We start from the raw sequence: 12,929 nt of genomic DNA, 5'->3' as shown, positions 1-12,929 counted from the left end.
ACCCACCCACACGGGGGTGTGGAAGGCCGGAACCAATAAATTATTGGCACTGACATTCATCGACACACTATTGAGTTCTCAAAGAACACACGCACGCAGAACTTCGCGGGCTCTTTGTCCCGGTCGGTCTCTGCGGCTGCCTTCAAAGCTTAGCTCAGCGTAGACGGCGGAACCAAATCCGCTGATCTTGTGAGCTAAAGGTTGGCCAGGCGCTCCTCGTACAACCTCGTTTTCCCTCGAACCACGCTCAGCCTCTCGGCTCAGCGTCTCGGCTCCGGGTCGGTGTCCGTGTCGCTCTGACTTGAAGAAAGTTACGCGGCGTCGTGGTGCAAAGTCAAATCGACACTCCCATCAGGGGTTTTGCGGAGAGGGTCCGCCGGCTTCGGCCGTGCGGATCGCGTCGAGCTCCATGAGGAGGTCTCGAACGAGGGCCGGATTGTTGTTGCGCGCATAGGGAGACTGCCCCCTGCTCATCAGTCCGGCGTTCAGACTGGCGGCGAGATCCTCGAAGTCGTTTCCCGCCAGCAGGGTCTGGAAGTCGACGTCGTCGTCGAGCAGGGTGGCGAGGTCGATCCGCCAGGACCAGACACGCGCGCTGCGGTAGTCCGGACGCGAGGTCCACACCCCTTCGGATTCGAGGTGCAGCTGTTCGTCGGTCCAGCCGGCGGGGACGTCGAGGTTCACCGTGAGCTCGATCGCGATCCCGGCCGCTTCCCGGAACTCGGTGACATAGAGGGTTTCCAGCCCACCGACATTCAGCGTCAGCAGGCGGCGCTGATCCTTGGCCCGCGCGGTGGCGGGGAGCGCGGTGACGTTCCAGAACTCGGGCTGGGTGGTGGCCGGATTGATGATGGTGTCGCCGATGTAGGCGGCTACCAGGCTGCGGATGGCGGGATACGCGTCGTGCCGTTCGAGTTCGGCGAAGCGCGCGTCTTCCTGGGTGGTCACGGCGCTATTGATACCCGAGCGTGAGTGCGTTCGGAGCTGGTTCGGGCGGGAAATCGACTATGGCACTGGGCAGTTGGTTTCTTTCAGCAGTGCGCGCACGGCGTCGACGGCCTGCTCGGTGCGGGTGGTCCAGTCTCCGCGCAGGGGAACGGCCGTGCGGCGGGCGCGGGTGAGCGCGGTCCGGCAGCGATCCAGGAAGAGCTCGCTCTCCCCGGGGAGATAGCGCACCTGATCGGCGACCCACGGCACATCCGGTTCGGTGAGCAGGGTCAGGTCATAGGTGCGCCCGGCGGCCGCGGCGGTGACCTCCGGCGGGCAGGAGCCCAGCAGCGATTCCGCCCACACGGTCGTCAGCAGGGGTTCGGTGTCACAGAACAGCACGCGATTGGCGTTGCGGGCCAGGGCCTCCTCCGCGGCGATCTGGCCGTGGACGAGATTCGACCAGTTCAGCCCGTCGAGGCTGCCGTCGCGCTGTTCCAGAACCGTGCGCGCCCACTCGGGCACCCACGCGGTGTCGAAGGTTTCGGCGAGGGTGCGGGCCAGGGTGGTCTTGCCGGTGGATTCGGGGCCGATGATGCTGACCCGTTTCACGAAGTGCGGGCGGACGCATCGCGGGATGAACTCCCAGTGCCGGATCGGGTCGGTGCGAATCGCGGTGCCGCTGACCGGGATCGTGGCCCGGGGCAGGTCGACGGGGATGAACTCCGCGCCCAGGACCTCGGCGAGTTTCGCGCCGTAGGGTTCCGAGGCGAAGACCAGGTCGGGGCGCTCGGGGAGGATGCGCTCCAGGCTGGAGCGCCAGATGTTCCAGAAGTCCGGGTGTTCGGAGGGGTCCTGGGGGTTCTCGTCGGTCAGGTGCAGGACGGTGGCGGCGGGGAACAGCTCGCGCATCCAGCGGTGACGCAGCTCGCCCGGGATCGGTTCGGCGGCGAGGGTGCCGACGACGATGGTGAGGTCGTCCACCCAGTTCCCGGCGAACTCGCAGAGGTAGACGTGTCCCGCGTGCGGTGGCATGAATTTGCCGAGCACCATGCCCCGTGTCATGCGGACCACCTTGCCGTGCGCGCGGGGTCGAGGGCGAATGCGGTGTAGCGGGACAGCAATTCGGGGGTGGGCGGCGCGATGGTGCGGCCGGTCGCGGCGCGCAGGACCGTGCCGGGGAAGCGGCGGGCGGTGTTCAGGAAGAGATCGGCGTCACGGTGTTCGTCGGTGCCGGTCAGGCGGTAGGAGGCGGTGACCATGGCGAGGGCGTCCGCTCGGGTGAGGCGCTCCCGGGTTCGGGTGGTGAACTCGGCTGCGGAGACCGTGTCGATGCTCGCGTGCGCGCCTATCGCGTCGCGGAGATCACGAAGCGATGCGCCCGTCTCGCTCGCCACGTGCACCAGTGGCGGGCAGGTGGTGGTCGCCAACTCGGCGATCGCGGCGGCGGCCTGATCGACGGGCGTGATGTTGACGCGCAACAGGTCGTGGTCGACGTCGGGCAGGCGGCCCAGCGTGGTCACGGCGCGCAGGAATGTCGTGAGCGGGCAGTTGGCCGGGGCCTCCCCCGTGCCGGAGTGCCCGGTGAGCAGGCCCGGGCGGACGACGGACAGGTGTGGAACGGTGGTGCGCAGCAGCGTTTCCGCCGCCCATTTCGTCTGCGGGTAGGCGCCGAAGAGGTGTGTCGACGCGGGTGGATGCGTGTGCTCGTCGAGGATCGGCTGTTCCAGGTCGGTGGAGGCCAGGACAGCCAGCGACGAGAGGTGGAAGACCCGGGCGTTCGATGCCGCGGCGAAGCGGGCGATTTCCGCGGCGCCGCGGATGTTGGCGGCGGCCAGGTCCGAGAACGGCAGGCTCAGGCTCAAAGCCGCTGCGCCGTGGATGATTCCGCCGACGCGGGCTGCCAGCGAGAGCCACGCGTCGCGCGGCAGGGCGAGGTACGGGGCGGCGACGTCGCCCGCGTGCACCCGAACGCGCGGATGGGCCGCAAGGTCACCCAGTCGCACGCGGGCCCGCTCGGTGTCGGGGGCGCGCACCAGCAGGTGCACGGTCGCGGCCGTGCGGTGCAACAACTCCGGAATGAGGTGACCGCCGAGGAATCCGGTACCACCGGTGACGAGCCAGTCGCCCGTGTGGGAGCCGGACGCCGCGTCGTGCCGGAGTTCGTTCGCGGACAGCGAGCTTCGAGCCGCCCTCGGTGATCCATCGATCGCCGACGCCGTAATCGTCCGGGCGGCGAGCTGATTCAGGTCGGCGACCGTGCGGTGCGCCGGACGGGGCAGATCCGCGATGCGCGCGGGCGTGCGCGCGGTCAGTACCGCCGCGGGGTCGAGAGCCACACCGCGCAGGCGTGCTTCGGTGACGACGGCCAGCGCGGCCAGTGAGTCGCCGCCGAGTTGGCGGAAGTCGTTGTCCGGGGCGACGTTCGTGATGTCGAGCGCCGCCGCGAACGCCTGACAGACGAGCGCAATGCGCTGGGTCGGCGGCTCACGGTCGAAGTGGCGGGCGTCATCGCCGTGACCGGCATCCGCGATTCCGGAGACCGGGCAGATCGACCCGGCGTCCGCATGCGGCGTCGGGCTCTCCACCGCGACCCGGCCGCGCTCGAGAGCCGCGATCGTGGCGCGGGTGTGGTTCGGACTCGCTGTCACCGGTGCCGGTTGATCGTGGCCAATGGCGTCACGAGCACCGCGGGTCAGGGCGTGGTGATCCACCTTGCCGGTCGAGTTCCGGGACAGGGTGTCGACGAGGGTGATCCGCGGCAGCATCCACGCCGGGAGGGACCGGGAGAGGTGGGCGTGGATGGACGCCGGGGTCATCGCCGGGTCGGCCGTGCGGATGTGGGCGGTGAGGGCCGGAGGTGAATCCGTCGTTGTCACCGCGGCTTCGGTGATGCCGGGGATGTCGCGGAGGCGGGCTTCTATCTCCTCGGGGCAGACGAGGCGGCCGTTGAGCTTGACCTGGCGGTCGGCGCGGCCGAGGAACTCCCAGTCGCCGTTCGGGTGGTGGCGGACGAGATCGCCGGTGCGGTACCAGCGCCGGCCGGACCGGGTGATGAAGCGCTCGCGATCGAGGTCGGGGCGGTCGACGTAGCCCAGGGCCAGGGCGGGGCCGCCGATGAGGAGTTCGCCGTCCAGGAGGGCGTATTCGACGTGCGGGAGCGGATTTCCGAGGAGGGGGCGGGTCCATTCCGGGCCGCAGTGGCTCATGCTCGTGCAGATGGTGGCCTCGGTGGGGCCGTAGACGTTGATCAGACGCACCCGGGCCGCCCAGGCTCGGACGACGGCGGGGGCGCAGACTTCACCGCCGATCACGATGGTGCGCAGGGTGTTCGGGACCGAGTCCGGATCGACGTGCGCCAGCAGGGACGGCGGCAGGTCGGCGTGGGTGATGCCGTGCGCGCGAACGAGTTCGGGGAAGGTCGCGGGGGTGACCGGTTCGCGCGGGATCACCAGGGTCGCGCCGGAGAGCAGGGCGGTACCGATGTCGGAGATGGACGCGTCGAAGGCCGTGGACAGGGTGAACAGGGCTCGCATGCCGGGGGCGAGCTCGAACATCGCGATCTGCGCGGTGAGCATGGGGACCAGACCGGTGTGCGGGACGCGAACGCCCTTGGGACGGCCGGTGGAGCCGGAGGTGTAGATGATGTAAGCCACCTCGGCGGCGGCTGCTGCCGGAGAATGCCCGGCCGGGGCCATCCAAGTCGAACGCGACGAATCGCCGCCCACCGGGATCATCTCGGGCACCGCGCCGGTCGTGCGAGCGACTCGTGCGTCGCGAGCTGTCGCCCGATCGACTTCCCGGGCAGTCGACGGATTGGGGGCGATCAGCCCGGCGGTCCGGAACTCGCCAAGGATGGACGAGGTACTTCGCGAAAGGTCGTCGATCGACCTGACGGTCGGGACCACGCCCGCTACCAACCGGTCGGCGGCATGGGAGTCTTCGCACGGCTGATCGCTCGCGGGCTTGCCGTTGTCGATGGAAAGCACTGCTCGGCAACCAGATTCGTCGAGAATCTGCGACATCCGGGCCACCGGAGTGTCCGGTTCGAGGGGTAGGAACGCCGCGCGGGCGCGCCAGGTCGCGAGGATCGCGGCCACATGCCAGGCGCCGCGGCCGATGCGCAGGGCGACCACGTCGCCGGAGCGGACGCCGGCGGTGCGGAGGCGAGTCGCCAGGTGATCGGCGCGGTCGGTGAGTTCGGCGTAGGTCCAGACCGCGTCATGGGCGTCGACCGCGACGGCAGTGGGAGTGTTCCGGGTGATGTCGGACAGGCGGTCCAGGAATTCCACGGTCATCGGCTGGCCCCGGCGGCGGGAACCGGGAGTGTGGACAGGTTCATTCGGCGACCGCGATCGCGTCGAGCTCCCCCGGCTGGATGTAGTCGGGCACGGCCGAACCGCGTGAGCGGTTGTCCACGTCGGGGGCGGTCAGGCCGGCGGCGTGGTCGCCGAGGTGGACCAAGCGGGCATCGAGGCTGAAGCGGGACAGGCCGTGCTGGGGCAGGGTGCGGTGGAAGTGGCTGCCGGAGAACAGGAGTACCTCCCCCGCTCGGCAGGCGAAGCCGGACTCCGGGCCGAAGTCGGCCTTGCCGGTGACCTGGGGGTAACGCGCGGTCAACGACGCGTCGCGGTCCTGCCAGCCGATCTTCAGACTCCAGCCGCGGGACACCCAGTCGTCGTAGTCGAAGATCTCCGAGTCGTTCGGCACGGGTTCGGTGAAGCGGTCGGGGTAGAAGACGAAGGTCTCCGCGGGGGTCAGGTCGTCCAGGGCCGTCCAGATCGTGACCACCGAACCGGGGTGGCCGTACCAGGTGTCGCGGTGCGGGTAGTAGACCGGCGCGGCGCGCGGATTGTGCTGGGCGTCGTGCAGGATCGCGCGCAGGCGGGCCGGGTCGAACGCGGTCTGATCGGGTGCGAATCCGACCGCGGCGGCGGTGTCGCGCAGCAGGCACTGGGCGGCGGGTTCGGTGTAGACGTGCTTGCGGACGCGGCCGATGCGGTCGAAGAGTTCGGCGTCGTCGTACCGTTCGTGGGCGGTGCGCGGGTCCGGCCCCAGTTCGGATTCCAGGCTCGCGCGGGCGTAATCGACCAGGCGCAGCGAGCTTTCGGTGGCCGGGAGCAGGAAGACGGTGCCGGAGTATAGGGCTCGGCGCAGGTCGGCGTCGCCGTCGGGTCGGGTCCGGGTGGGCAGGGTCATCACGGTCTCCTGGCGAGTGCGATCAGACGCGGGCTGTCGAGGGTGAGGGCGGCGCCGGTGAGGTCGCCGAGCAGTTCGATGCCGGTGAAGCCGGCGGTGGCGAGCATGGCGGCGACGGCGTCGGGGAGGTAGAGGCGGACCGAGCTGCGGTGGCGGGTCTCGAGTCGGCCGTTCACGAAGTACGTCCAGTCCTTGAGCATGCGCCCGGACGGGAGGTCGATGGTGGTTTCGCGCAGCAGCAGCACACGGCCGCGCGGGGTGTCGCGGTGCAGGACGGTGTCGCGCTGGAAATTGCGCAGCACGCCCGGGAGGTTCATGGTGTCGAGGGCGAATCGGCCACCCGGACGCAGGGATTCGAAGGCGCGGTCCAGCATGCGCTGGTTCTCGGCGTCGGTGCCGTAACCGAAGCTGGTCCACCAGTTGAAGACCGCATCGACCGGGGCGGGCGGCACGAACTCGCAGGCGTCGGCGGCGACGAAGGTGGCGGTCCCGTTGGGGAACTCACACTGGTCGCCTGTGAGCGGACGTCGGGTTTCCGGGTCGAGCTCCGGCAACGGCGTGGGATGTGCCGTACCCGACGGGAATCCGACCGTCGCGGTACATACCTTTGCGACGCTCTGTGATTCGGCTGCCACACCGGCGTTCGTGGCATCCCGGCGGGCGCGTTCTACGTAACCAGCGGCTTGGTCGACACCGATCGCCGCCAACCCCCGGCCCGCCAGAGGCACGGTGAGACTGCCTATGCCGCAGCACTGGTCGTAGACGCTGTCGCCCGCCCTCAGGTCGAGGCGGTCGCACAGGAAGTCCAGGGTCGGTTCGACCGTGCCCTCGTCGCGTTCGAGCAGTTGATCGGCCAGGAGGTCGTCGTAGAGGTCGGCCCACCAGGTCATGCGGTCATCCCCAATCCGATGTGCAGAATGCCGACCGAGGTCATGAACAGGATCACGGGGTCGAGCACCTTGCGCTGTGCGATATCGAGTGCGGCCCAGCGGTTCAGCAGGTCCGCGGTGCGGCGGGGGTCGAAGACCCCGAGGTCGCGGACAGCCCGGTCGGTGAGGACGTCGCGGGCCAGCTCTCGCATGCGCGGGCCGATCGGCGGGCCGAGGAAGGGATGCTTCTCGCGGGCTATGACGTCGGCGGGGAGCAGGTCCCGTACCGCTTCGCGCAGGATCCACTTCTCGACGCCGTCGCGGATCTTGAGCGAGGTGGGCAGGGACACGGCGTGGTCGACCAGGGCGGTGTCCAGGAACGCGAGGCGGCCCTCCACGCTGTTGGCCATCTCCAGGCCGTCGCCGAGGGCGCGCAGGATGTAGCCCTCGAGGGCGAGCCGGGTCCACAGGTAGGAGGATTGTTCGACGCGGCCGCGACCGGTGAGGACACGAAGGTCGATGTCCGCGAGGAGGGTTCGGCCGATGTCGTGGCCCGCGAAGCGTGCGGCCCACTCCGGGGTCACGAGGTCTCGGACCCGTTTGCCGAAGGACGCTTTGGCGGCGAGCCAGGTGGGAACGAAGCCGAGTGCCCGCTCGACGTGGGCGAGGGACAGGCCGTCGCCGGCGGGCAGCATGAGGCCGGCGGACGCGGTGTTGGTCGCGGTCAGGCCGCCGAGTGATCCGCTCAGGTCGGCGCGCAGGTGCGGATAGCCGAACAGGATCTCGTCGGCGCCCTCGCCGGTGAGGGCGACCTTGAACCCGGCCGCGTGGACGGCGGCGTGCAGGCGCAGCTTCGCGGCCGCATGGGTGTTCACGCAGGGGGATTCGGCGTGCAGGACCGCCGCCGGGAAGGATTCGGCGAGGTCTCGGTCGGTGACCGGGACGGTGTGCAGGCGCGCGCCGAGATGGGCGGCGGTGGCGGCCGCGAGGGGCTGCTCGTCGTATCCCGCGTCGTCGGCGAAGGAGAGGGTGAAGGCGTCTCGCGGGCCCCGATGCTGGGTCGCGAGCGCCAGTACCGCGCTGGAATCCAGTCCGCCCGAGAGCTGAAAAGCCACGGGGACATCGGCGTCCAGGCGTTCTGTGACGGCGGCGGTGAGGCGGGAACGGAATTCGCGAACAGCCGCGTCGGTGTCGGTGACGGGCGCCGGGTCGGCCGGGTAGTCCAGATCCCAGTATCGGCGGATGTCGATCACGCCGTCGCGCACGGTCATCCGATGCCCGGCGGGCAGGACGTGTGCGCCCGCGAACAGGGTCTCGGCCGGTGGGGCGTACTGCAATCCGGTGCTCTGCCAGAGTGCTTCGTGCTTCCACGTCGCGGACAGACCGAGCGCGAATAGGCCCTGGACTCGGGAGGCCAGCAGTACACCGCCCGAATGTTCGGCCCAGAACAGGGGTTTGACGCCGAAGCGGTCGCGGGCCGCGAACAGCGTGCGGCGGCGGGCATCCCACACGATGAGGGCGAATTCCCCGTGCAGGCGGGGCAGCATCTCCGGGCCCCACTCGCGCCAGGCGTGCAGGACCAGTTCGCTGTCGCCGCGCGTGGCGAACTCGTAACCGCGCGAGCGCAACTCGGATCGCAGACTCGCGGTGTGGTACAGCTCGCCGTTCACAACGACGACAGCGTCATCGGCGGCGCTGCGGATCGGCTGCGCTCCCCCGGTCAGGTCCCGCACGGCGAGGCGGGTGTGCCCCAGCGCCACCCGGCGATCAGGGGAGATCCAGCGGCCGTTGCCGTCCGGGCCGCGATGCGCCAGGACCTTCAGCGCCGATTCCACCGCGTCCGCGTCGATCCCGCCGTCGCGGACAGCCGCGACGATGCCGCACATCAGCGGACCGCGCCCGGGTCGAGGAACACCTTGGGCCCCAGCGGATCCCGTTCGGCCGCCGCGAGCGCCTCGGCGAAACGATGCAGCGGATAAGTCTCCCCCAGCAGATCGTCGATCGCCAGCTCCCCCGCCAGCCGGACGGCGTCTTCGATCGACCCGTAGGAGACCGCGGCCAGGACAAGGTCTTTGCGGACGGCAGCCGCCACGTCCAAGGCGATCGGGTTGGCCGGCCGGCTCTTGAGCACCACCACACCGCCCGGTCGGGTCAGTTCGACGGCCCGGGCCAGCTCGGCGGCGGATCCGGCCGCCTCGACGACGAAGTCGTAGTCGCCCTTCGGTTCGGCTGAATCGTCGATGGACTCGAATCCACCGGCGCGCAACACCCGTGCGGTCAGCTCGGCTATGCGACCCGTGCCCAGGACGACGCCGCGCTGGCCGGGGTGAATGGGCGCGCGCAGCACGGCGGCGGTGGCCGCGAGGGGCTCGACGCAGGCTGCCCGCCGCAGTGGGAGCGATTCGGGTACCGGATGCAGGTTGGCCGCGGGAACCACCACCTGGGCGGCGAAGGCCCCGTCGATGTCGACGCCGAGCATGCCGGGTTCCCCGCACCGGCGCGCGGTCGCCGCGCATTCGGCGCAGGCGATCAGCGGAATGGCAACGGCGGCGCGCGTTCCCGGGCGATAGTCCCCCGCGGGATCGGCGTCGATCACCTCACCGACCATCTCGTGCCCGAGCACGCGCGGGCCACCCAGCGGCAAACGTCCGGTGGCCGCGTACACGTCGGTGCGGCAAATCGCTGCCACCAGCACCCGAAGCCGTACCCACCCCGGCGGGCGCACCGGAATCGGCACCTCCCGCAGCCCCGCGACCCCGTCCGCGCCGACCGCCGCCGGCATCCACTCCGCCCCCGCCAATGTCCCGCATCCTCTCTGGAGGGCGCGAGCCTAACAGCCCGCCGCGGCTCGCGCCGAACGGATTTCGTGGCACCCGCGGGAATCCAGCACACGCCGTCGATGCCCGCACCGATGAACCCGGTTGCGGCTCTTCCTTCTCACTCGACGGGAGGTGTGCCGGTTCCGCGCGTCGGCAAGGCGCGCCGCGCATTTCGCACCGACCGGCGGCCCGGTTCCGCTTTCGGTGGGACACGGGCCCGCGCAGTCGGTAGCGTCTTGCGCGATTGCCTTGTAACTAGCAGGGGGACTTGATGTTTCGTGAGCGGTTGACCTGGGCCGGAACGGATGGCGGGCCGGAGGACCGGGCATGAGCACCGTGACGGGGATCGTGCTGGGCGTCGCGTCGGTGGCGTGGTGGCTGGTGCAGGTAGTCGGGGTATGGGCGCTGGCGCTGCTGGGGGCGGTACTGGTGCTGCGGCGATCGCGGGAGGCGTGGTCGGTGTTCGCGGTCGCGCGGACCGCGGTGACGGCGGTGCTGCTCGGCCTGCTGGCGCTGCGGTACGGGACCGGGGGCAAGGAGAACGACTGGTTCGACGCCGTGGGAACGAAGTACAGCATTCTGACCGGCGCCGCCGTGGTGGCGGTGCTGGCGCTGGCGGCGATCTACATCGGCACCGCGCCCGAGCAGGTGCGCGAGGATCGGGTGGAGCGGCTGTTCGTGGTGCGCGGGCTCGACGGCTTCGTGCGGCTGGGGCCGCTGTCCATGGTGCTCGGACTCGGCGCGATCGCCGGGGTCATCGCCTGGGTGCTGAACACCTTCGACGATCGGTACGCCTCGCCGCTCACGGTCGCGATCGGCATGATCCTGATGATCATTCCGGCGGTCGCGTTCTTCATCGTGGTCCCGCTGAGCGTGTCCGGGACCGTATTCCACGCGCGCAATACGCATCCGGCCATGCCGGCGTTCGCGGCGCCGGTGATAGCGATCGCCGTGCTGATCGTCGATCGGATCGTCGGCGGGGCGGTCTCGGCCCCCGACGGACTTCGCACCCCGCTGTCGATGCTGTGGGTGCTCACCATCACGGCGCTGAGTGCGGTGGAGTTGCGGTGGCTGCACCGAAACGGGTTCAACATCAGCCGGGATTCGGCGACCGGGTTTCGATGAGAACTTCCGGCAATTCGGGCAATTGCTGGAAAATACTGGTGCATACTGGAACTGGTGGCTACCGTGTGCGGTATGACCGCGTCCCCTGATGCCCTGGAAGCCAGGATTTCCGAATTACGAGCATCGGTGCGACGGGCCATCGCGGGCGGGGATCGCACGGCGGCCCGCACACTGCGGGCCGAGTTGCGCGGTGTGGAAACCGAATGGGAGACAGCCGTTCTCGGCGAGGGCTCCGGCGCGGAAACAGAACCCGAGACCATCACCTCGGGGGTGCCGGTTCGCGAACACGTGCATCAGGCGCTCACTCTGCTGTCGGTACCGGCCGCCCCGCGGCTCATCATGTCGGTGCACGAGGGATTCTTCTCCGGCGAACTGGTGGCCGCGCGATTGACGAGTCTGCGGCGTGACGAGGACAGGTCTTTTCGCACAGCGCCTTTCGCCCGGCCCTACTACGTGTGCGCGGCGCTGACGGTCGATCTGCTCGCCCCCGCGCGGGGACTCATGGCATTGAGCACCTGGCCGCTCGCACAGCGCATGGTCGGCCCGCTCAGCGCCCGGGTGGACCTGTTGACCGCGGTGATTCGCCTGGCAGAGCACGCTTCCACCCTCGACGAGGTCGGCTCCGGCGGCCGCCGCGTCGTCCGCCAATTGGCCTCCACCATTCCCGGCGTGCGCGGTGCGCGCCTGGACGACGCTTTCGACGCGATCGCCGACGCGGCACGCAATGAATTGGCCGTGCACCGGGATTCGGATGAACGCGCGCGGCAGGCGGCGGCGGAACGTGTCGTAGCCCAGGTGGAAGATCCTGCTGCACAGCTGTTCGGTACACGATTCGGCACGACGAACAATAGATACGGGAGTTCTGCGGGATGACGGAATTGACGGCGCGGCTCGATGAAGTGCGTGGCGCCGCACCCGCCTGTCGGCACAACGCACGCACCATTGCCGCACTCACCACCAATCCGGGCTGTTCGCGCCGCGCGCTCATGGACGCGGCGGCCGTCGACAAGACGGTGGTGGCACGCGAACTGGGATACCCGGCGCGATTCGGCCAGTCGCAGTTCGCGATCACCCGCGGCAATTCGTTCGAGGCGTACGTGAAGGCCAACGGGTGCGCGCAGTTGCTGGCGCTGTTGCGCGAGCGGTTCGGGCTGACCCTGCCGGAAGTCTCCTACGATGATCTCAACACCGTGGGAGACAACGCCGGCAACGCGGTGCGGCACCGAAGAACTCGGCAATTGCTGGGCGAGGTGGTGCGCACCGGCGCGGGTACGTTGTTCGACCACCCCATGCTCGCGCTCGATATCGCCGGGGTGACAGCGTATCTGGAGCCGGACGTGATCGCGGTGCAGATCGACGGGTACTTCCACGTCGTGGAGATCAAGTCCATCGCCGTCATCGACGGGCAGGCCGCCCCGGAACAGGTCGCCGCCGCGGCCCGGCAGTCCGCGGTCTACGTCCTCGCACTGCGGCAGCTGCTGGCCGAGGTGGGCGGGCGGCCCGAACAGGTGTCGCACGAGGTGATCCTGGTGTGCCCCAGGGACTTCTCCAACCAGCCCACCGCCGCCAAGGTCGACATTCGCAAGCAGCTGGCGGTCATCACCCGGCAGCTCTCGCGCCTGACGCGCATCCAGGAACTCATCGAGGTGTTCCCGCCGGAGCTGAGCTTCGCCTCGGGCGATCAGCTGCTCGCCGCGGTGTCCGCGGTGGACGGGCGGTACGCGCCGGAATGCATGTCCAGCTGCGAGCTGGCCTTCTTCTGCCGTGCAGAGGCGCGGGCACAGGGTTCGGTGGACGTGCTCGGCCGCAGCATCTGCGACGAGGTCGGCGGAATCGACTCCATCGCACTGGCATTGGCGCTGGCCGACGGAGCGGTCACCCCCGCCCCGGAGCAGGCCGACATCGCCGCGCAGTTGCGCTTCGCCCAGGTCCTGCGACAGGAGGCGTTCGCGTGAGCGATCCGGTGCGGGGACAGCGGGTGCGCCCCGGT

The 12,929-nt window shown here is 69.7% G+C and carries 10 protein-coding genes; 3 read left to right on the top strand and 7 right to left on the bottom strand.

Translation table 11 applies throughout. The annotated features are described in order from the left end of the window. Positions 1-351 precede the first annotated feature (351 nt). The 7 genes from ACWDOP_RS31300 to ACWDOP_RS31270 are packed head-to-tail and all read right to left on the bottom strand — an operon-like array spanning position 352 to position 9,795. Positions 352-948: a hypothetical protein gene (locus tag ACWDOP_RS31300; protein ID WP_456347931.1), complete on the bottom strand. Its 597-nt coding sequence runs from the start codon at positions 946-948 to the stop codon at positions 352-354. 57 nt (positions 949-1,005) lie between these two features. Beyond that, positions 1,006-1,992 (bottom strand): AAA family ATPase, encoded by a 987-nt coding sequence (locus tag ACWDOP_RS31295; RefSeq protein WP_456347930.1) that lies wholly within the window; start codon positions 1,990-1,992, stop codon positions 1,006-1,008. Continuing rightward, positions 1,989-5,225, bottom strand: a complete 3,237-nt coding sequence (locus ACWDOP_RS31290) for an AMP-binding protein (RefSeq protein ID WP_456347929.1) — start codon at positions 5,223-5,225, stop codon at positions 1,989-1,991. Before ACWDOP_RS31290 ends, ACWDOP_RS31295 begins: the two co-directional genes overlap by 4 nt. Positions 5,226-5,265: 40 nt before the next feature. Beyond that, positions 5,266-6,126 carry a phytanoyl-CoA dioxygenase family protein gene (locus ACWDOP_RS31285; RefSeq protein ID WP_456347928.1) on the bottom strand — a complete coding sequence of 287 codons (861 nt, stop codon included), beginning with the start codon at positions 6,124-6,126 and terminating at the stop codon, positions 5,266-5,268. Next, positions 6,126-7,016, bottom strand: a complete 891-nt coding sequence (locus tag ACWDOP_RS31280) for an SAM-dependent methyltransferase (RefSeq protein ID WP_456347927.1) — start codon at positions 7,014-7,016, stop codon at positions 6,126-6,128. The genes ACWDOP_RS31285 and ACWDOP_RS31280 overlap by 1 nt, the downstream gene beginning before the upstream one ends. Continuing rightward, a complete protein-coding gene (asnB, locus tag ACWDOP_RS31275) occupies positions 7,013-8,881 on the bottom strand; it encodes an asparagine synthase (glutamine-hydrolyzing) (RefSeq protein ID WP_456347926.1) in 1,869 nt (622 codons plus the stop codon). The genes ACWDOP_RS31280 and asnB overlap by 4 nt, the downstream gene beginning before the upstream one ends. Further along, positions 8,881-9,795: a zinc-dependent alcohol dehydrogenase gene (locus tag ACWDOP_RS31270; RefSeq protein WP_456347925.1), complete on the bottom strand. Its 915-nt coding sequence runs from the start codon at positions 9,793-9,795 to the stop codon at positions 8,881-8,883. Before ACWDOP_RS31270 ends, asnB begins: the two co-directional genes overlap by 1 nt. Before the next feature lie 346 nt (positions 9,796-10,141). Between ACWDOP_RS31270 and ACWDOP_RS31265 the strand changes: the two genes are divergently transcribed. From ACWDOP_RS31265 to ACWDOP_RS31255, 3 genes are all read left to right on the top strand, one after another. Then, positions 10,142-10,939, top strand: a complete 798-nt coding sequence (locus ACWDOP_RS31265; protein ID WP_456347924.1) for a hypothetical protein — start codon at positions 10,142-10,144, stop codon at positions 10,937-10,939. 72 nt (positions 10,940-11,011) lie between these two features. Further along, complete coding sequence (locus tag ACWDOP_RS31260; protein WP_456347923.1) at positions 11,012-11,812, top strand: hypothetical protein; 801 nt, start codon at positions 11,012-11,014, stop codon at positions 11,810-11,812. After that, on the top strand, positions 11,809-12,894 hold the full coding sequence (locus ACWDOP_RS31255) for a hypothetical protein (RefSeq protein ID WP_456347922.1): 1,086 nt from the start codon (positions 11,809-11,811) through the stop codon (positions 12,892-12,894). The genes ACWDOP_RS31260 and ACWDOP_RS31255 overlap by 4 nt, the downstream gene beginning before the upstream one ends. Positions 12,895-12,929 lie beyond the last annotated feature (35 nt).

This window comes from Nocardia sp. NPDC003693, assembly GCF_053981095.1.
Note: the sequence above shows the minus strand (reverse complement) of the source record. Positions and strands in the feature narration are given on the sequence as shown.

Coding starts and splice junctions, on each gene's coding strand:
- asnB (WP_456347926.1), bottom strand. CDS start 8,881: ATGTGCGGCATCGTCGCGGCTGTCCGCGACGGCGGGATCGACGCGGAC.
- ACWDOP_RS31265 (WP_456347924.1), top strand. CDS start 10,142: ATGAGCACCGTGACGGGGATCGTGCTGGGCGTCGCGTCGGTGGCGTGG.
- ACWDOP_RS31260 (WP_456347923.1), top strand. CDS start 11,012: ATGACCGCGTCCCCTGATGCCCTGGAAGCCAGGATTTCCGAATTACGA.
- ACWDOP_RS31290 (WP_456347929.1), bottom strand. CDS start 5,225: ATGACCGTGGAATTCCTGGACCGCCTGTCCGACATCACCCGGAACACT.
- ACWDOP_RS31280 (WP_456347927.1), bottom strand. CDS start 7,016: ATGACCTGGTGGGCCGACCTCTACGACGACCTCCTGGCCGATCAACTG.
- ACWDOP_RS31255 (WP_456347922.1), top strand. CDS start 11,809: ATGACGGAATTGACGGCGCGGCTCGATGAAGTGCGTGGCGCCGCACCC.
- ACWDOP_RS31295 (WP_456347930.1), bottom strand. CDS start 1,992: ATGACACGGGGCATGGTGCTCGGCAAATTCATGCCACCGCACGCGGGA.
- ACWDOP_RS31285 (WP_456347928.1), bottom strand. CDS start 6,126: ATGACCCTGCCCACCCGGACCCGACCCGACGGCGACGCCGACCTGCGC.